This window comes from Lewinella sp. 4G2, from assembly GCF_001625015.1.
Taxonomy (GTDB): Bacteria; Bacteroidota; Bacteroidia; order Chitinophagales; family Saprospiraceae; genus Neolewinella.
The window spans coordinates 964,116-981,747 of the sequence record NZ_LVWJ02000014.1; the positions used below are offsets into that span (position 1 = coordinate 964,116).

13 protein-coding genes are annotated in these 17,632 nt (G+C 51.7%); 4 read left to right on the top strand and 9 right to left on the bottom strand.

What is annotated here, in order from left to right:
- Positions 1 to 62: 62 nt before the first annotated feature.
- Both A3850_RS05350 and A3850_RS05355 read right to left on the bottom strand, forming a co-directional pair.
- The gene (locus A3850_RS05350; RefSeq protein WP_197493992.1) at positions 63 to 764 is read right to left on the bottom strand and encodes a glycoside hydrolase family 25 protein; all 702 of its coding nucleotides are present in this window, start codon (positions 762 to 764) and stop codon (positions 63 to 65) included.
- A 288-nt stretch (positions 765 to 1,052) separates the two neighbouring features.
- On the bottom strand, positions 1,053 to 2,405 hold the full coding sequence (locus A3850_RS05355; protein ID WP_068214854.1) for a lytic transglycosylase domain-containing protein: 1,353 nt from the start codon (positions 2,403 to 2,405) through the stop codon (positions 1,053 to 1,055).
- A 590-nt stretch (positions 2,406 to 2,995) separates the two neighbouring features.
- On the opposite strand from A3850_RS05355, the gene A3850_RS05360 reads away from it, so the two are divergent.
- Positions 2,996 to 4,045, top strand: coding sequence for a plasmid pRiA4b ORF-3 family protein (locus A3850_RS05360; RefSeq protein ID WP_068214855.1), 1,050 nt, complete (start codon positions 2,996 to 2,998; stop codon positions 4,043 to 4,045).
- A gap of 638 nt (positions 4,046 to 4,683) precedes the next feature.
- On the opposite strand, the gene A3850_RS05370 is transcribed toward A3850_RS05360, so the two are convergent.
- The 3 genes from A3850_RS05370 to A3850_RS05380 all read right to left on the bottom strand — a co-directional run bounded on the left by A3850_RS05370 (position 4,684) and on the right by A3850_RS05380 (position 6,376).
- Positions 4,684 to 5,067: a hypothetical protein gene (locus A3850_RS05370; RefSeq protein ID WP_068214857.1), complete on the bottom strand. Its 384-nt coding sequence runs from the start codon at positions 5,065 to 5,067 to the stop codon at positions 4,684 to 4,686.
- A 122-nt stretch (positions 5,068 to 5,189) separates the two neighbouring features.
- Positions 5,190 to 5,387 (bottom strand): hypothetical protein, encoded by a 198-nt coding sequence (locus A3850_RS05375; protein ID WP_068214858.1) that lies wholly within the window; start codon positions 5,385 to 5,387, stop codon positions 5,190 to 5,192.
- An 11-nt stretch (positions 5,388 to 5,398) separates the two neighbouring features.
- Positions 5,399 to 6,376, bottom strand: a complete 978-nt coding sequence (locus A3850_RS05380; RefSeq protein WP_082921635.1) for an IS5 family transposase — start codon at positions 6,374 to 6,376, stop codon at positions 5,399 to 5,401.
- Positions 6,377 to 6,859: 483 nt separating this feature from the next.
- Here A3850_RS05380 and A3850_RS05385 point away from each other — a divergent pair, with 483 nt between their 5' ends.
- Positions 6,860 to 7,369 (top strand): hypothetical protein, encoded by a 510-nt coding sequence (locus A3850_RS05385; protein WP_068214859.1) that lies wholly within the window; start codon positions 6,860 to 6,862, stop codon positions 7,367 to 7,369.
- A gap of 517 nt (positions 7,370 to 7,886) precedes the next feature.
- On the opposite strand, the gene A3850_RS05395 is transcribed toward A3850_RS05385, so the two are convergent.
- The 3 genes from A3850_RS05395 to A3850_RS05410 form a co-directional block, all read right to left on the bottom strand.
- Entirely contained in the window at positions 7,887 to 8,318 is a 432-nt protein-coding gene (locus A3850_RS05395) for a hypothetical protein (RefSeq protein WP_068214861.1), read from the bottom strand.
- A 159-nt stretch (positions 8,319 to 8,477) separates the two neighbouring features.
- A complete protein-coding gene (locus tag A3850_RS05400; RefSeq protein WP_068214862.1) occupies positions 8,478 to 8,993 on the bottom strand; it encodes a hypothetical protein in 516 nt (171 codons plus the stop codon).
- A gap of 787 nt (positions 8,994 to 9,780) precedes the next feature.
- Complete coding sequence (locus A3850_RS05410; protein ID WP_068214864.1) at positions 9,781 to 10,302, bottom strand: hypothetical protein; 522 nt, start codon at positions 10,300 to 10,302, stop codon at positions 9,781 to 9,783.
- A 476-nt stretch (positions 10,303 to 10,778) separates the two neighbouring features.
- Between A3850_RS05410 and A3850_RS05415 the strand changes: the two genes are divergently transcribed.
- Both A3850_RS05415 and A3850_RS05420 read left to right on the top strand, forming a co-directional pair.
- Positions 10,779 to 12,002 carry a hypothetical protein gene (locus tag A3850_RS05415; protein WP_068214865.1) on the top strand — a complete coding sequence of 408 codons (1,224 nt, stop codon included), beginning with the start codon at positions 10,779 to 10,781 and terminating at the stop codon, positions 12,000 to 12,002.
- Between the two features lie 596 nt (positions 12,003 to 12,598).
- A complete protein-coding gene (locus A3850_RS05420; RefSeq protein ID WP_082921636.1) occupies positions 12,599 to 15,949 on the top strand; it encodes a hypothetical protein in 3,351 nt (1,116 codons plus the stop codon).
- 556 nt (positions 15,950 to 16,505) lie between these two features.
- Here the strand turns inward: A3850_RS05420 and A3850_RS05425 are convergent.
- Entirely contained in the window at positions 16,506 to 17,303 is a 798-nt protein-coding gene (locus A3850_RS05425) for a hypothetical protein (protein WP_157500907.1), read from the bottom strand.
- Positions 17,304 to 17,632 lie beyond the last annotated feature (329 nt).

Consider the following 17,632-nt stretch of genomic DNA (forward strand, 5'->3'; position numbering starts at 1 on the left):
GATCTGTTTGACCTTCGGTCAAGCCTGATCCCGGGCTATCATGGTGATCCCTACCGGGATCGCTATAGCGCTAACAGGGAAGAAACCGAGATATTTGGTTCCCGTGGAGTGGGTTCCGTTTCGTTGGGGATGACGAGTTCCTGCCAGGTTTCGGCGGAGCCGGTGAAGACGTTTTTGTCGATGCGGCCGTTGATGCCGCGGGTTTTGCCCCGGTCGGTGAATTGCCAGAAGGCGTACGCGTGGTTATCCACAGTCACCGGTTTTTTGCGGGCGTAGCGGGCCAGCCAGAAGTGGTGGTCCTTCAATTGGCCGGAGAGGTAGCGGTTGTAGAAATTTTGCCCGGAGTAGATGATGGGCTTGACGCCGTACCGCTCCTCGGTGGCGGCGGACCATTCCTGGATCATTTCCACTAAACGATCGGGCGAAAGTTGTCCAGCTTTCTCGACGTCGAGGACCGGGGGGAAGTCGCCGGGTTGGAGGTCGACGGTGGCCATAAAATTATTGGCCTGTTCGATGGCGGGGACGTAGGGCAGGAAGAAGTGATAGGCGCCGCGGCGGAGGTCCTGTTTGCCGGCTTCCGTCCAGTTGTACAAAAAAGCTTTATCGCGCAAGGACCGGCCTTCGGTGGCCTTCATGAAGACGAAATCGTAGCCGGTTGTGCCCACTCTGTCCCACCGAATAAGACCCTGGTGGTGGCTGACGTCGATGCCTACTACGCCGTAGTTCTTAGCGTCGTGGGGCAACAGCCAGTCGCAGGCGGACAACAGGACGACCAGGCAGAGTAGGGGGAGGATATGTTTTTGGGGAAAGCGGATTTGGGGGCAGACTTTTTGTGGAGCCTAAGATAAGGGGAATTTGATTCTCGATTCTCGATACTCGATTGGCGAGGACTGATTGGCTCCGCACGGCTTTGCTCACTGCGTTCGTGCAGGGCATCTCCATACTTGCAACTCGATACTCTCCACTAGAAACTAGCTACTAGAAACTCATTACCACCACATTCATAAAAGCGCAATAAAAGCTACGGTCCACTACAATGCCCACCCGTGCCCCTAGAACCACCCCTTAATCCGATCCGCAAAGGTGCGCTTCTTGGCAATCGGTGCAGCGGGGAGGGCGTTTGGTTTAGCGGGAACGTGGCGTCGGTAACCGGGCAGTGCCAGTGGCGCCGGGGGGAGGTTGACGAGCAGTTCCGGGGCCGGCGGCGTATTGCGGGTGCGCGGGTCGTAGGGGAGGTATTCGGCTACGCGGTAGAAGACGAGGCGGTCGAATTCGTGGAGGCTATCCAGGACGCCGGCGTTGCTCCAGATGGCTAGTTGGTCGACGGGGATCTGGTTTTGCTCGGCCAGTTGGCGGAGGGTGGTATCGCGGTAGCCGGCTACGGTGAGGTATTGGTTGTAGAACTGGTCCGGGTTCAGTTCGCCGTCGTGGAGGCGGGGGCTCGTCCAGGGCAGGGCCACGTCGCATTCTTCGGTGGAGGCTGGGTGGGTGTTGAGGTAGGTCCGCATGGCGGGTACCACGCGGCTCGGCAGGCGCAGCCGGTAACCCGTGCCGGATTTGGGGAGGTAACCCTTCAGGTACTGGGGGTTGAGTTCGACGATGTTATCTGGCCGGAGGTTCGTGACTTGGGCCACGCGGTGGAGGCTGAGGTCGCGGTAGATCATCATCGGTTCGGTGACCTGCATGTCGAGTTCCATCTGCCCCACGGCCACGTCGTGATCGTGGTAGTAGTTCATGATGTATACGGCGGCGATGATGCTGGGGATGTAATCCGACGTCTCCCCCGGCAGGTGGTCGCGGATTTGCCAGTAGGATGGGTCCTTCCGCCCGCTGCGGCGAATGGCCTTGTTCACGTTGCCGGGCCCACAGTTGTAGGCGGCGATGGCCAGCGACCAATCTTCGTAGCGCGCGTACTGCAGGCGCAGGTACTTCAGCCCGGCGGCGCAGCCCAGTTCAGGGTCGAGGCGTTGGTCGACGACGTCGTCTACCCGCAGACCGAGTTCGCGGGCCGTTCCCGGCATGAGTTGCCAGAGCCCGCCGGCACCCACCCGGCTGGTGGCGTAGGGGCGCAGGGCGCTTTCCTGGATGGAGACGTACTTCAGCTCCCGCGGCATTCCGTTGGCGACGAGTTGCTCTTCAAAAATGGGGAAGTACCGCGCGGAACGGGCCAACATTCGCCCCGTCGCGACGGGCCACCGCTCGATGTAGTTGACGATGCGGCGGCGCACCGTCCGGTCGTGGCGGTGTTCGACCCAGCTGTCGTCGAAAGCCGCGAGCCGGGCTTTGACGAGGGAGTCGGAGACTTCCATGATCTCATCGGCTAGTGCTTCGGCGGTGCTCCGGTTGTTTGCCGATAGGGCAAGGGGGAGACTTAGGCAGAGGAATAGCGTGAGGAGCGGTTTCATTTTTTCTTGGGAGTGGGGTGTAAGGTACGGTTTTGCCTTGGTTTCGGACCTCTGGTCCGGATTTCGCCCATCACTCCCGGTACGTCGACCTTTAGGTCGATGCTTGGTGACACTGTTTTTGCACTACTTCTCTTCTACCACTTCTTTTGTGACCAAAAGAAGCAAAAGTCTTGTCCTTTGCAGGTGGCTTAACGCAAAATTTCTCCGGATTGGCTAAACGCTGCAAACTCGCTCTACGATCTGTATTTCAAGCTTCATCCTTTGTTTGCATTAGACTTCAGTTCCAATCATCAACAGCATCAGCTCGAACAGTGCAGCGTTCTTCACGCCAATCCGAAGAAATTTTACTACCACCTGCAAGGGACGGATGCAGTCCGGGGGTTCAAGAGGGTGTCCAAAATCTAAAATCCAACGTCTAAAATCCAAAGCTCAGTCCTCTTCCCTATCACATAGCACCTGCGGCAGCGCCAACTTAATGTATGTTTAATCACGCAAAAACACAATTCGTTGTAAATGCGTAACTTGCACGCCTATTTGATAACGGCAGACGCGCCGCCGGGTACGGGCGGGCGGATTTAAAATGATATGATATGTTGAGCCAGAGCCATGATTTACTGGCCGTCCTGCAGCGGGCGGCGATGACGGGGGCGGTGCGGGAGGACGCGCATTTTTTGCAGGCGACGACGCTTTACGGAAGCTATTTTAGGGCGCTGAACGCAGGTGCCGAGCCGGAGGGGGAGGATTTGCACCCGGACGCCGATGCGCTGGTCGATGCATTAGAAACGGCCCTCGACGAACGGATCGCGCTGGGTTTGGACAACGGGTTGGTGCCGGAAGAATTTGTATCGCAAGATGCGCTTTCGGAAGCCGCTTTTGCGGAAGTGAACGCGGAACTGGTGGAAGCGCTGAAGGCTTACGGATCGTTGGTGGACTATTTTGGGGATACGGACGGCAGCAAAAAGCCCGCCCCGGTGGCCGTTGTGGAGGAGCTAGTGGAAGCACCCCCCGCCGCGCCGGAAGTAACGGAAAGCGTACCGGTGCAACAGCCGGTCGTTGAGGCGGTGCCGGCAGTAGCTGAGCCGGCGGTCGCATCGGACGTGGAGGATTTACTGGACATCCGGGTAAGCCTCTACGGATCTTCGCCACCGATTTGGCGGCGGTTTAGTATTCCGGCGGGAGCTTCGGTGAAGAGTTTGCACCGGATCATTCAGACGGCCTTCGAGTGGCAGGGGCACCATTTGCACGAATTTAACGTGGGCTACAGCCGCTTCGGCCCGGTGGAGAGCGACGGGGAATCCTACGCCGGCATGACCGTGGGCGACGTGCTGGAGCACCCCGGCGAAAAGATTGGCTACATCTACGATTTTGGTGATGATTGGCGCCACGTCATCGAATTGATGGGCAAGCAACCCAACCTCAGCGGGCGAACCCGCGCCCGTTGTACGGCCGGCCGCATGGCCGCCCCACTGGATGATTGCGGTGGTTTACCTGGCTTTTATGATTATGTGGAAATCCTCGAGCGCGGCCCGGAGGACCCGGATTATGATGATGCCGCGCGGGCCCTGGGGAAGGATTTTAATCCGGCGGAGTTTGATTTGGTTGCGGTGGATGCTGGGGTTGGGGAGATTGGGTTGGGGTGAAGGGGGTGTGTAATTATCGCATGATTATTGACCTGAATACTTAGTCTCTAATTTTAGTCAATATTGATGAACCGATAGATGTTATTAGACGGGCATAAAATGACCTCTGAATTTGAGTACTCTCCATTGTCAAATTTGACCAGAAAGATGTAGTCATCGCAGATACTATCCTCTTTGCTGTAGAGCAGTTCCTGAATTACATTTTCGGTGGCATCATCGATTATTATGGTATGGGTATTGGAAGGTTGATTATTTGGTTTCTTCGGCTTTGGGCTAGCTAAGACAATAAATGTTTTTCGTTCGTAGACCTCACCGGATAAATCATAGATGAGAACGAAGCGTAAATCTGGTCTATAGGAATTAAGGTATTCGATTTGATCCTCCAGAGTAACCCTGAACTCTACGCCGTTTATGATGGTTTGCGCGACGTTGCATTCATTTGTTTGTGAGGTTTGGCAGGTGGTGGTTAGGGAGGTTTGTAGGTCATTTAAAATAGTAGAGGTGGTTTTGTCTTTATTACTCTCGTTGCAATTGAGGAGTACTAGGAGAAGAATGGCTGCAAGTAGGGTAGGTGGTTTGATAGTAGGTGATTTTAATAATGATATATTTGACGTGAGACGCATATAGCCTGCCACAAATTACTCTTCCTCTCCTTCCGCTGCGTCTTCGGAATGAAAAATCATTCCCACACCCAAAAATAACATGCCCCAGTAGGTAAAGATCCTACTTCCGTGGTGAGGAGCAACGGAGGAAAGTAAAAAATAGCCGGAGATACTGACAACAGCGTAAATCAGGAAAATAACTGCGATGACTTTTTCTCCGCTCTTACCAGCTCCGTAGATCGTATTGGCTTGCCTGACCTGTGGAGCGATGTTCGTGAAGTACAATAGACCCAACAGAGCGGACAGGAAGGCTGCTGCGTAGTACCAATAGACGGGCAGCGTACTGATATTATCCAGGTATAATTCCAGGAGAATGATGGTGACAACGAGGCCTAGGGTGAGTAGTTTAAGGTGGCGCATTTTGGGGTGGGTGATTTTACATGTTATACAGAATGGATCGATACACCCACATTATTAGGACTGACAAAGATGAATCCTTACTGAAAAACTATACCTTATATGATTAGTGGGCGATTGCTACGCTAAGCAAGCTGCTCAACGTCTGGCATATCAAGGTAGGTTCTGAACAAGCCTTCTAAAAAGACCAGACCGTAAAGGCCGGACACATTTAAATCGGGCAAGCTTATTGCGGCGAAAAGAAAGAGGGTAGTCAGTGCGATATTGAATACAGTATTCAAAGGCGTTGTTGCATGAAGATTTAAGACAAAGCTTGCGCTCATAAAATATTTAATTAAGCATTTTTTAGTTGAGAAATCGGCATGCCATGGGCTGTCATATGATTGAGTGCTTTGATTTTAATTTTGTTTTCCTGCGTTTGAGTTTCAAGTGATCGAGAGTAGTGGGTTGGACCAAAGATGGTTTTATAACGGTACATCGCCGTCTCAGATAAACTTCGTTGGTGGTAATCGGCTTCTTTTTTCCATTCTGCCCTTCCGACTTCTTCTATGCGTTTAATAAATTGATTGCGAGGATAGTCATCGGCATCACCCGGTTCCTCCCAATACCATTTCACCGCGCCTCTCTGAGGTGGAATGACAGGCCAAATATCTCGCTCCAATAAACCATCGTAGCAACTCTGTGCATCATAAGCACCATCAAGGTAGACCTCATCGATTTCGGCTTCGACCTGATCGAGAAGATCATTTACCTGAGATTCATCGCTCTCGGAGTTAGTCGTCGTGATATGGCAATGAATAAAGCCAGTGCAAGGATCAACACCCAAATGAAGTTTACGCCAGGTACGACGCTTGCTCCATCCGTGCTTGCGGCATTTCCACTCGCCTTCACCGTAAACCTTGACTCCCGTCGAGTCTATCGCAATCGTGATCGGGCCGCTAGCTGGAATCGCAAAAGGACTAATGTTGAGAGTGCGAAAACGGCGGTTAACCTGTGTAAAACTTGGTACTTTCAGGTGCGCTAGGTCCATGAGTTGAAGCAGACCCACGGTAAAACCACGAGACTGTCGATAGGGTAACCGAAAAATAGTCTTGATCATCATAATGGCCTCGATACAGGTATCACTATAAGTTTCTTGAGCACCTCTCTGGGCTGGCGAGTCACTATACCAATTTTGGGTGACCGACTCGTCAATAATAAACGTGATGTTACCACGATTTTCCAGGGCTTTGTTGTACTCCGCCCAGTTGACTACCCGGTAATCCTGCTTATCTTTTACTTCAAATCGCTCGTCCTTCTTTATCTTTGACATGGGCTGGAAATCTATTGATTTAGTTGTCGTAAACCAAAGATATGGGCTCCAGCCCAAATTTATACTAGCCGTTTATGAGGGGAATCAGGCCCGATTCATGCAACAACGCCGTATTCAAACTCAGTTTGAATCGTTTCTTATTATGATAGACGTAGTAGCTTTTGAGGGTTATTGACACTAAGTAAATTAGTACAATCAGTATGAGCCAGATGGGTTTTTGATAAAGGCCCGATAAAACAAGCAATACCATTAACCCAATACTGATGTACTTTGCTCGTGGATGAAGTAATAGTGACATGGGCTTTGTTTTACCTGCTGGTATCCAAGATAGTTATTGCCTACTTAAACGTCAAATTCACGTAGGTACTCTATTTTTAAGCTGTGATAGTGAAGATGTACGAGTCATCCGGCTAGTTATAGACTCGATGACTAGCTTAATTCGTGCATGAACTCCTACTATCTTCCCCACCCAACCCCACCCCCATGCAAAGAGTACTCATCATCGGTTGTTGCGGAGCGGGGAAATCCACCTTTGCCCGGAAGTTGGCGGACGCCACCGGCCTACCCCTCATCCACCTCGACCAAGCCTACTGGCAGCCCGACTGGACGGAACCGCCCAAAGCAGAATGGGAAGCTAAGGTGACGGAACTCGTTGCGCGCGACGCCTGGATCATGGACGGCAACTACGCTGGGTCGCTATCCTTGCGTCTTCCCCGCGCCGATACGGTAATTTACCTGGACTACCCCACGGCGAAATGCCTCTGGCGCGTCGTTAAGCGCGTGACGAAGTACCACGGGCAGCAACGCCCGGACATGCCCCCCGGCTGCCACGAACGCTTTGACTGGGAGTTCTTCCACTACGTCGCCACCTTCAACCTGACGCGCCGGCGGTTGATCCATGAGCATTTGGCGAGCTTGGGGCCGGGGCAGCGGGTGTTTCGGTTTACGCGGGATGGGGAGGGGGATGAGTTTTTGTTGGGGGTGGTTAATTGAAATGAGTGATATTTTATGTTATTTCAGCAAAAACTGAATGTCATCATTTCTTGAATGAGCCTTCCCCACCGACTTCGGTCCTAATCGAGTTCATCACATCCTGGTATATCGAAAGTATAATCAAAACTACGCCAGACATATAGGTCTCGAGCAAAATGAAAAGTAAAGCAAGAATCTTAATCAACGTGATTAACCTCGTGAATTTAGTCCAATCGAGAACAAAAGCTACGGTCAGCAAAGCCATCAAGACGTAGCCAAAGTAGAGAGAAAGGTTTAAAGAGAGTTGCCAATAGACTTCTGAGAAGCTTATAACATTGATTAGGATGCCATAAGCCAATAGGATGATGATGTACTTGCTGGAAAGCGTATGCATATAGGTTTTAGATGGAAGATACTGAAGCAAATGATACTGGCGGTATTTGCGAATTAAAGCCTTTGGATGTAAGCGTAAGAATCATAAAGTAGATCGACGATAGGAGGCGTAACTGTAAGGAAAGAATTTGGCTCGAAAAGCCTACTAATCCTGATTCGTAGATGAACTCCACTTTATCACTCTCAACTTTACGGCCAAGAACGTAGAGCCAACAAGTAGCGCGATAAATACAGTAGAGAAGGTATAGAGGCCATATGACTTCACCCCCTCGATCTCAACTTTAGCTAAATTTAGGGTGCTGCTTCTGATTGGGATGATACCGTAGGCCTTTAACGTCTCTTTGTCCTTTGTGTAAGGCAGGTTCATCTTTACCGTAACGGAGTCTTGTAGATGGGTTCTGTATTTGACGTAAACATCGTCTCGCTCCCATTTTACGATGCGGCCTTGAGTTTCAAACGCCGTTGCTTTTAAAGCGATGAGGTAGGCTAAGTTGCCTCCAATGATTATAGTTGCGAATAGTAGAATGTAGAATGATATTTTCTTGAGGTGTGATGGATCTGAATTTTGATTAAGCATTGGTTTTGTTGGTTAGGTAGGTGCGTTTGGTAATCTGGATGTAGAGGGGTTTGGCTTAGGTTTAGGTGACAAAATTTCTAATTTGAGTTGATGGGCGGTAACGCATCATACGTTAATCGAATATAAACTTTTGCTAATCACAATCTTGAAATTGTAACATCAAAAACACGGCTTACAAGTTAAATAACTAATCCTTGGATCGCTCAATTTAACCCACACCATGGATGGCTTTGTAGAAAAGCAGGAGTCACGCGCTGCGTAGTGAAACCTTTTAAATTCCTGACCTTGATAATTAAAATTGAACCTTGCTAGCTGAGAACTCCCAGTGCTCAGAAATTGAATTTTAGTTGCGCACGCTTGAGTAAACCTAGATGTATCGTACATCGGCAGGTGAAAATCAATGATGCTATTTTGTGGATCATTCGGATCCATAAACACCGTATATTTTTCTCCATCAATCAAGCTTCTCATTTGCTTTCCAGTTGTTTTCGTATATTTTTTGCCTCGAAAAGTAAAGGTATACTTAGTGCCTTTTGCTATTTTTTGCACTTGCCCGGTGACGGGGGCATTAATGGAATGTAAGTACTCGTATCGCTCTTGGGTGCTCTTCATTCGGTACTGAAATATCCCAATAATAATCAATGTAACTATGACCAGAGAAAATAGCTCTTTCATTAATCAATATTGTTTTGGGATTTGAACCAATTTTAGCGCTGTTTTTCGAGGGTTTCAATAATACCCCAGCACCCTGTTGAGTGTTTTAACATCACTCTTTCTTCTACTATTGATGTTGGCTCAACTTTCTATTGGCATTAATCTCCTACATTATACGGTAAACTCTTGTGATATACTATCCCGCCGTCGGTATTGCTTGTTTAGGGTGAAGTTGGCCTGACAAGGTTCCTATATGTACACTGGTGCCGAAATGGGCTTGGATCGAGTTCTCGTAGGCTTGCCTAATCTAGCTCTTTATCCTTGGTGACAGCTCCGCAATCGCCTACGTTGGCGGGGATTTCTGCTAAGCGGGATTACCCGAAAGCGTAGCTATATACGCTCATGTAAACTTAAACACCATCATACCAATCGAAAAACGTATTGATCATCCTTGCCCTGATAGGAAATAGCAAAACCATGAGTATTGCAAAACTAACAAGTTCAAGCCCCACATATTCACTACCCAGGTATAGTGTACTTGTGATTGGGAATACACGTATCAAGGCAAACGTTGACAATGCGTACAAAATTAAAAGACACATATAAGAATACTTATAACTCCTGAAATACAAAGCGATAGCTGCTATGGTCAAAGACAATGAGATGGCATAAAACGAGTGTTCAATTATGTAAATCGATAGCTGCCCTATGGCCGCAAGCAACAAGCAAACCACAAGTACGATAAAACCTTTGGGTCTTTTTTGAAGAAATGCTGAGGTCATGTTCAACTTTGGCTCTTGTTAATTATCTAACATTCTGATCTTAAATTTACACTATAGTTTAGGTATTTGAATTGTACATAATTGAGAGCTTGGCTTAGGTCAAGGTACCAAGTAGTTTCCGGGACGGTGGGCGTGCGGGAAAGTTTGTCGTGTAGGCTGGCGGAGGGGAGGGGTTGGCGGTTTACGGTGCCGCCGTCCTGGCTGCTGATTTTTAGGGTGAGGTTGCCTTGGCAGGGTTCCAATATGTACACTGGACCCGCAATGGGCTGGGGTTGCCGGACGATATACTGCAGACTTACTGAGTTGTCGACGTACTGAAATTTGGCCTCTTGGGTGAAGCGGGGTACCGGCCGTTCGGCTCGGTGCCGTAGTGCAATGACCTCCTCTACCACGGCCTGGAAGGCGGCGTTGAACTGGCGGTTGGTGGGGGTTAGTGATAGATCAGCGAAGATGAAACCGCGGCGTTTTAGCTTGGCTTCGAGTTCGGGGTAATTATCGCGAAGGGCGGCGGGGTCCAGGTTGAGTTCCAGCGGCTGATTCTCCGGCATGAGGGTGAGTCGCAGGTTGGCGGGTTGGACTACGTCCCCGTCCCGTAAGTTGTAGCTGCTCCAGTCGCTAAGGAACGGCTACGATCCGCCCCCCATAATAATTGCCTTACAACCACAGGTCAGCGTGTGGTAAGCCTATTAAGATGACACCTCCTTACTTGACACCGTCTGGCACCAATTGCTTGCTTAGGCCCAACGTAGAGTCCCCGAAGGGCAGATTTTGCGAAAATGACTAGTCCATTTATATTTGTAAGCTCATTTAGTACGCGTTTGTCACAAGTGGGGAAGCCGTACGGAATGAGGGTGGCAAGTGCTTCGACAAGGGTCAAAGTGTTCAAACCTCTAGTTTGTTATAGTTAGATATGGCATCACATATTGACGAGGCCAAAAGTGTTTATTGAAGTCAATTAATCAAATAACGTTGCGTCATTTTTATTTGGCCCGATCATTAACATTAAATAGACAAAAATAGTAATATGCACTGCATCAAAAATACCCTGACAATCATTTGCGCTCTAGTTGCATTTCTGCTGCTGGCTCCACTTCACGGTCAGGACTGTCCTACGGGAATTATAAGGTTTACATCTCAAGCGGAGATCGATCAGTTTTTGATTGATTTCCCTACCTGTACCGAACTAGATGGTATCGATATCCGACCTACCTCTCCGGGTAGTAGCGAAATCGATGTTACGAACCTTGAAGGACTTTCAAACATTTCAATCGTTAACGGAGAACTAAGTGTAAATGCAAAAAATTTAACTGGATTCACTGGTTTAAGAAATCTTACCAGGGTTGGCGGCTCTTTTGGTTTGTATGGATTCGGTTTCCCTTCATATACTTCTTTAGAAGGCTTGGAAAACCTGTCCTTTATTGGAGGTGATTTGAATCTGAATTCTAGCGGAGCTAGTAGGCTGGAAACCTTGGCTGGCCTGGAAAATTTACAAACGCTGAATGGTACTCTCAGAATCAGCAGCGATAGACTGAGAGAAATATCAGCCTTAAGCCAGTTGTCTGAGGTAGGAGGATTACAACTAAGTTTCCTTGATGAACTAGTCAGTTTGGAAGGATTACATAACATTACTAGAGTAAATGGAAATGTATCCATTGCGATTGGACGAAAACTCATTGGTCTTAATGGACTCCGGGGGCTTACTGTTGTTGATGGTGACTTTAGACTCAATAATCTTGCCCTGGTAACTAGTTTGTCAGGCCTTGAGAACCTTTCTTCAATAGCCGGGAAGTTGACTATTGACTTTCTAGTTCAAATTGAAGATCTTGATGAGTTAAGTGCTTTAAACGTTCTGGGCGGTGATCTCACCATTACGAGAAATTCTCAACTTGGCTCGATCTCGGCCCTGGAGAAATTAAACTTAAATTCAATCAGTTTGATCAGAATTGAAGATAATCCGAATTTGGAGGAGTGCGCAATAGCCTCCGTCTGTTCTTATCTGTCAACGGATGGCTCTTCAATTCTCCTGGAAAACAATGGCCAGGGCTGTAATACTCGGCAAGAACTAGACGATGCATGTGCCTCATTAAACAGAGTCTATATTGGAAATGTGCCCTACAGGACGATAACTGATGCCTTTGATGCTGCTCAAGATGGAGATGAAATTATCGTAACTTCCGGGGCATATAACGAGAACATTAATCTTCAAGGAAAATCAATTACTATTAAAATTGGCGTGGCCCCTGAGTAGGGCTTTCGATTTTCACGAATTACAAATTAAGACTACCCCCCACCACTAGACAAACAATTCCAAATACTCCCGAAAGGCGTACCGCTTGGCACGTTGCCGCGTGGGGATATCTTCCAGGATACCTACGGACTCGAGGTCATAGATATCTTGGCAGTGGCCATCGTACCGTCAATCATTTCACTGACGTTTTTGGCACTGACGACCGGTTGCTGAAAGAGTTTTGTAATCAATCGCTGCGCATTGTCCCGGCGGCCACCTAACGAGCTGATCCGGTAGGACCACGCAGTAGACGCGCAGCGCATCACCATGATAGGCCGGACCACGGAGTAGCTGCGAAGCAAACCAGGATTGACCAAAGGTCTATTCAGATCCCGGCCGAGGTAGCCAACATCGCATCTATCCCCCCCGCCCCACGAACGCAGCAAGCAAACAACAGCGGCAGCCAATCAAAAATCAACTATCGTCTACCGTCAATCGTCTATCCGTTCCCCACGAACGCAGTGAGCAAAGCCATGCGGTAGCCAAATCAGTCCTCGCTAATCGAGTATCGAGAATCGAGAATCTCTTACCTTCCCCCCCAAACCCATCCCACCCCAATGCGCCTCCTCCTCCTAGCCTTCCTCCTCTGCACCTGCGGCAGCGCCCAACTACACGCACAGCTGAACCCCGAACACTGGCAAGCACTCGCCCCCCGCAACATTGGGCCGGCCGGCATGTCGGGGCGGGTGACGAGCATTGACGTGCACCCGCAGGACCGGGACATTATCTACGTCGGGACGGCCAGCGGCGGGCTGTGGCAAAGCAAGAACGGCGGCATCAGCTTCGCGCCGATCTTCGACGACAACCGCTATCTCAGCATCGGTGCGGTGGCCATTTCGGACGCCAACCCGAGCATCATCTGGGCCGGGACGGGCGAAGGCAACCCCCGCAACTCGGCCAACTACGGCGGCGGGATCTACAAGTCGCTCGACGGCGGGAAGACCTGGCAACACCTCGGGCTGGAAGCCACCCGCCACATCCACCGCGTGCTGCCTCACCCGACCGATCCGGACGTCTGCTACGTCGGCGCCATGGGCAACATGTGGGCACCCAACGAGGAACGCGGCGTGTACCGCACCACCGACGGCGGCCAGACCTGGGAACGCATCCTCTACGTCAACGACGGCACCGGCATCGCCGAAATGGTGATGGACCCGACCAACTCCAACAAACTGATCGCGGCCACGTGGACCTTCGACCGCGACCCCGACTACTTCAACTCCGGCGGCCCCGGCTCCGGCATCTGGGTGAGCCACGATGGCGGCGACAACTGGGAACGCCGCACCGCCAAGGACGGTCTGCCGAAGGGCGACCTCGGGCGCATCGGCCTGGCCATCGCCGCCAGCCAACCGAACATCGTTTACGCCCTCGTGGAAGCCAAGGAAAACGGCCTTTACAAATCCACCGACGGCGGCGCAAGCTGGAAACTCGTTAGCAAAAAGAACATCGGTAACCGGCCGTTCTACTACGCCGAACTCTACGTCGACCCCCAGAACGAAAACCGGATCTACAACGTCTTCACCTACGTCTCGAAGAGTGAGGACGGCGGCAAGACCTTCCGCCAGATCGCCGATTACGGTAACGCCGTACACCCCGATCACCACGCGTTCTGGATCGACCCGAACGACCCGGAATTCGTCATCGACGGCAACGACGGGGGCCTCAACATCAGCCACGACGGTGGCGAAACCTGGCGCTTCGCGGCCAACCTGCCCCTGGCCCAGTTCTACCACATCAACTACGACATGAGCTACCCCTACCTCGTCGGCGGGGGGATGCAGGACAACGGTTCGTGGGTCGGCCCCAGCCAGTCGCTGCACGCCGGCGGCATCACGGATGCGGACTGGCAGGAAGTCAATTTCGGTGATGGTTTCGACCTCGTTTTTAAGCCCGGCGACCCGAATACCGTCTACGCCGCCAGCCAGGGCGGCTACGTGAACCGCATCAACCGGCGCACGGGCAGCAACCTTTCCATCCGGCCGATCCACCCGGACGGCACCTTCCTGCGCTTCAACTGGAACGCCCCGATCGCCCAGGGCCCGCAGTCGCCCTGCACCTTTTATATGGGCAGCCAATTCGTGCACAAGAGCATTGATTGTGGCGACAACTGGGAGATCATCAGCCCCGACCTGACCACCAACGACAGCCTCCGCCAGCGCTCCATGATCTCCGGCGGCCTCACCATCGACGCCACCCAGGCTGAGAACCACACCACCCTCCTCGTCATCACGCCCAACCACAAGGCCTGGGAAAGCAAGCAGGCCCTCTGGGTCGGTTCCGACGATGGCCGCCTCCATCTCTCGAAGGACGACGGCGCTACCTGGGAGGACCTCACCAGTCGCCTCCCCGGTTTCAAGGCGGGCAGCTGGATCCCCTACATCGAGGCGAGCGTCCACAACGAGGCCGAGGCCTGGGTCGTCGTGAATGACTACCGCCGGGGCGACCCCAAACCCTACGTTTACCACACGGACGACTTCGGCCAGACCTTCAGTTTGGTCGTGCGCGAGGGCGACGTTACCGGCCACGCCATGTGCATCGTGCAGGACCCCGCCGAGCCGGCCCTCCTCTTCCTCGGCACCGACCAGGGCCTCTGGTTCAGCCTCGATAAGGGCAGCAACTGGGGCCACCACACGGCCGGTTTCCCCGCCGTCCAGGTCGCCGATCTCAAGATCCACCCGCGGGAGCACGACCTCATCATCGGCACCTTCGGCCGCGCCGCCTGGATCCTCGACGACATCCGCCCCTTCCGCAAACTCGCCGAGATCGAAACCACCGTCGCGGCCCTCGACAGCTTCACCGTCTTCCCCGCCCCGGACGCCTACCAGTGGAGCCGCCGCAGCTACCAGGGCACGCGTTTCTACGCCCAGGGCCAGTACCAGGGCGAGGACCGTCGCCGCGGGGCCCTCCTCACCTACTGGGTCCAACCAAGCAAGAATAGGGCGCTGCCGCAGGTGCCAAAAGAAGGACAGGGTGCACCAAAGACCAAGCGCAAAAACCGGGACCGCAACCCCGCACCAATGACCACCTCCACTACGAATGACGACCCGAGCCGTGTCCTCCGCTACTCCGCCAAGGAACCGGGGATCAAGGAAGACGTCCCCGGCCGCGAAAGCGCCCGCTGGGGCCTCCGCGAAGACCCCTTCGCCAGCGGGAATGGCAACCCCGACCCCATCGACGGCCCGAAAGGAAAAGTAAAGGTTCAGGTAGTGGACGTCCAGTCCGGAGACACCATCCGCACCTACAAGATCACCCCGCGCTGGGGCATGAACCGCACCAGCTGGAACATGCGCCGCGACGGGATCCGCTACCCCAGCCGCACCCCCGCCAAACCCGATGCGGACCTGCCGAGTGGCCCGTCCGTCGCCCCCGGCGTCTACGAAGTCGTGATGACCTATGGCGACCATGTCGGCAAAACCCTCGTCACCGTAAAGCCCGACCCGCGCGAACCGGGCGTCAACCGCGCCGATGGCCGCGGCCAGGAGATGCAGGCGGAGTTGGATTCCACCGTAGTCCGCACCGGCCGCGCCTGGCAGGAGTTGCTGGATGCGGAGAAGTCCCTCAAGCTCGTCGAGAACCTCGCCAAAGAGGCTCCCAAAGCCGTAAAGGACACCCTCCTGGCCGACATCAAAACCCTCCGCAAATCCATCGCCGACCTCCAGGAGGTCTACACCAACCCGGAGGGCCAGAAGGGCATCCAGCGCAACCCCACCAACCTCCAGGCCAAGCTCTACACCGCCAGCTCCTACGTAGGCGACGTCAAGGGCGCCCCCACCCAGATGGCCACCCTGGCCCTGGCCCAAGCCCAAACTGCGTCGATGGATTTCATCCAACAAGTTGCGGCGTTTATGGAGGGCGATTTGGCGAAGTTTAAGCGGGCGGTTGAGGAGGCGGAGTTGAGTTTGTTTTGAGGGGAGATTTTAGACGTTGGATTTTAGATTTTAGACGGGATGGCTAAAGTCTTTGGAGTTTATCCGTCCCTTAACTGTGGTAGTGATTTCGGTGGGAGAAAGCGTTAAGAAATTTGCACTGTTCGAGCACACGATAGAATATTACATGACCCACAATATTATGTAATCAATAGATTATTGCACAGCGCACAGATCGAATGGCGAGTTTGCAAATTTTAGCTTTCTCCCACCGAAATCGCGTTAAGCCACGGTTATAGGACAAGACTTTTGCTTCTTTTGGTCACAAAAGAAGTGGTAGAGAGGAAATGGTAGAGCAGAAGTGACGTTAAGCATCGACCTAAATGTCGACGTACCGGGAGCCGGGGGATATCGCGTTAAATCACGGTTATAGGACAAGCTTTAGTTTCTTTTAGCTGCGCTGCTACTGCGTAGTGGCTACAAAAGAAATGCAATAACAGAAGTGACGTTAAGCATCGACCTAAAGGTCGACGTACCGGGAGCCGGGCGAGCTCCTCAGAAAATAGTAAAGAGATTTAATTAATTTCAAATACAGATATTACTTCCCACCCTGATGCGCTCGAATCCGATCCATCGCCTGCTGCGTCATAATCAGCAAATTAGGCTTCGACATATCTAAGATACTCACAAAGTCTTCGGAAACCACCTGGTGCTGGCCCCAACTCAGGTAGGGCGCATAAAGTAATAGCGTACAAACATCCGTTGCGGTGATGTAGGGCCCGCTAGTTTTAGTGTGGGAGTGTATCGTCGCCTTAATTTCGGTATCCTCTTCACCGTGGTAGGGAAACTCCAGCGTGCTGGCGTGTAAGGCTTTCGCCTCTTTAACCCTAAGCTTCTTATCAAAAGTAATCAGGTAATCATTCCCAATCAAAACGATACCTGACTCTTGAGGCCCGGTAAGTACGTACACCTTCCGGTTGCCTTCGTATAGAAACGGAATGATATTAAACCGAGCGTTCGGGTAGGGTTTGAAGATCGGGTTGCTCTCCATCTCCACGACCGCAGCTTGTCGCAGTCGATAAAGAGCAAACTCATCCTTGGTCAGTGGCCGTGGCTCGAGGTCTAACTGTACGTCTTCCCCATTAAAATCAAGGGCGAAACTGATGGTGCCAATTACTTGCGGCACCTCCGCCCGGTCAACGAAAATGCACACCGCCCGCTCATCCGCAACGTAGGTAGCGTAACCACCTATGTTATCCCGATCTGCATAATTGGCCAAAAAGATATCCGTACCGTTCCAGGCCGCCTTTTCCGTCAAGTACAGCGCATAACCCTCCGCGAATATGGCCGCCTCCATCTTGTCGATCTTCTTACGGCTCTGGCTCTGCAGTGGCAATGCAATTAGAGTTAGAAATAATAATAAAATTCTCAAGGGTAATGGTGTTAGTTGGTTTAAAGGTAGTGTTTTGTGGTTGCCTTTGATCAAGTTAAAGTCTGGATTGCAGGGATTTTTAGACGTTGGATATTAGATTTTAGACGAGATACCTGAAGCCCTGGAAGTTTATCCGTCCCTTAACCGTGGTAGTGATTTCGGCGGTAGAAAGCGTAAAGAAATTTGCACTGTGTGAGCACGCGAAAGATTCAAGTATAGCCCATAGATTAAATGCAAACGGCAATCTAAAAGCTTGGAACAAAAGTTGATTGGCGAGTTTGCAAATTTTAGCT

Excerpts from the sequence above, each read along its gene's own strand:
- A3850_RS05355 (WP_068214854.1), bottom strand. The coding sequence starts at position 2,405 with ATGAAACCGCTCCTCACGCTATTCCTCTGCCTAAGTCTCCCCCTTGCC.
- A3850_RS05360 (WP_068214855.1), top strand. The coding sequence starts at position 2,996 with ATGTTGAGCCAGAGCCATGATTTACTGGCCGTCCTGCAGCGGGCGGCG.
- A3850_RS05370 (WP_068214857.1), bottom strand. The coding sequence starts at position 5,067 with ATGCGCCACCTTAAACTACTCACCCTAGGCCTCGTTGTCACCATCATT.
- A3850_RS05375 (WP_068214858.1), bottom strand. The coding sequence starts at position 5,387 with ATGAGCGCAAGCTTTGTCTTAAATCTTCATGCAACAACGCCTTTGAAT.
- A3850_RS05380 (WP_082921635.1), bottom strand. The coding sequence starts at position 6,376 with ATGTCAAAGATAAAGAAGGACGAGCGATTTGAAGTAAAAGATAAGCAG.
- A3850_RS05385 (WP_068214859.1), top strand. The coding sequence starts at position 6,860 with ATGCAAAGAGTACTCATCATCGGTTGTTGCGGAGCGGGGAAATCCACC.
- A3850_RS05395 (WP_068214861.1), bottom strand. The coding sequence starts at position 8,318 with ATGCTTAATCAAAATTCAGATCCATCACACCTCAAGAAAATATCATTC.
- A3850_RS05400 (WP_068214862.1), bottom strand. The coding sequence starts at position 8,993 with ATGAAAGAGCTATTTTCTCTGGTCATAGTTACATTGATTATTATTGGG.
- A3850_RS05410 (WP_068214864.1), bottom strand. The coding sequence starts at position 10,302 with ATGCCGGAGAATCAGCCGCTGGAACTCAACCTGGACCCCGCCGCCCTT.
- A3850_RS05415 (WP_068214865.1), top strand. The coding sequence starts at position 10,779 with ATGCACTGCATCAAAAATACCCTGACAATCATTTGCGCTCTAGTTGCA.
- A3850_RS05420 (WP_082921636.1), top strand. The coding sequence starts at position 12,599 with ATGCGCCTCCTCCTCCTAGCCTTCCTCCTCTGCACCTGCGGCAGCGCC.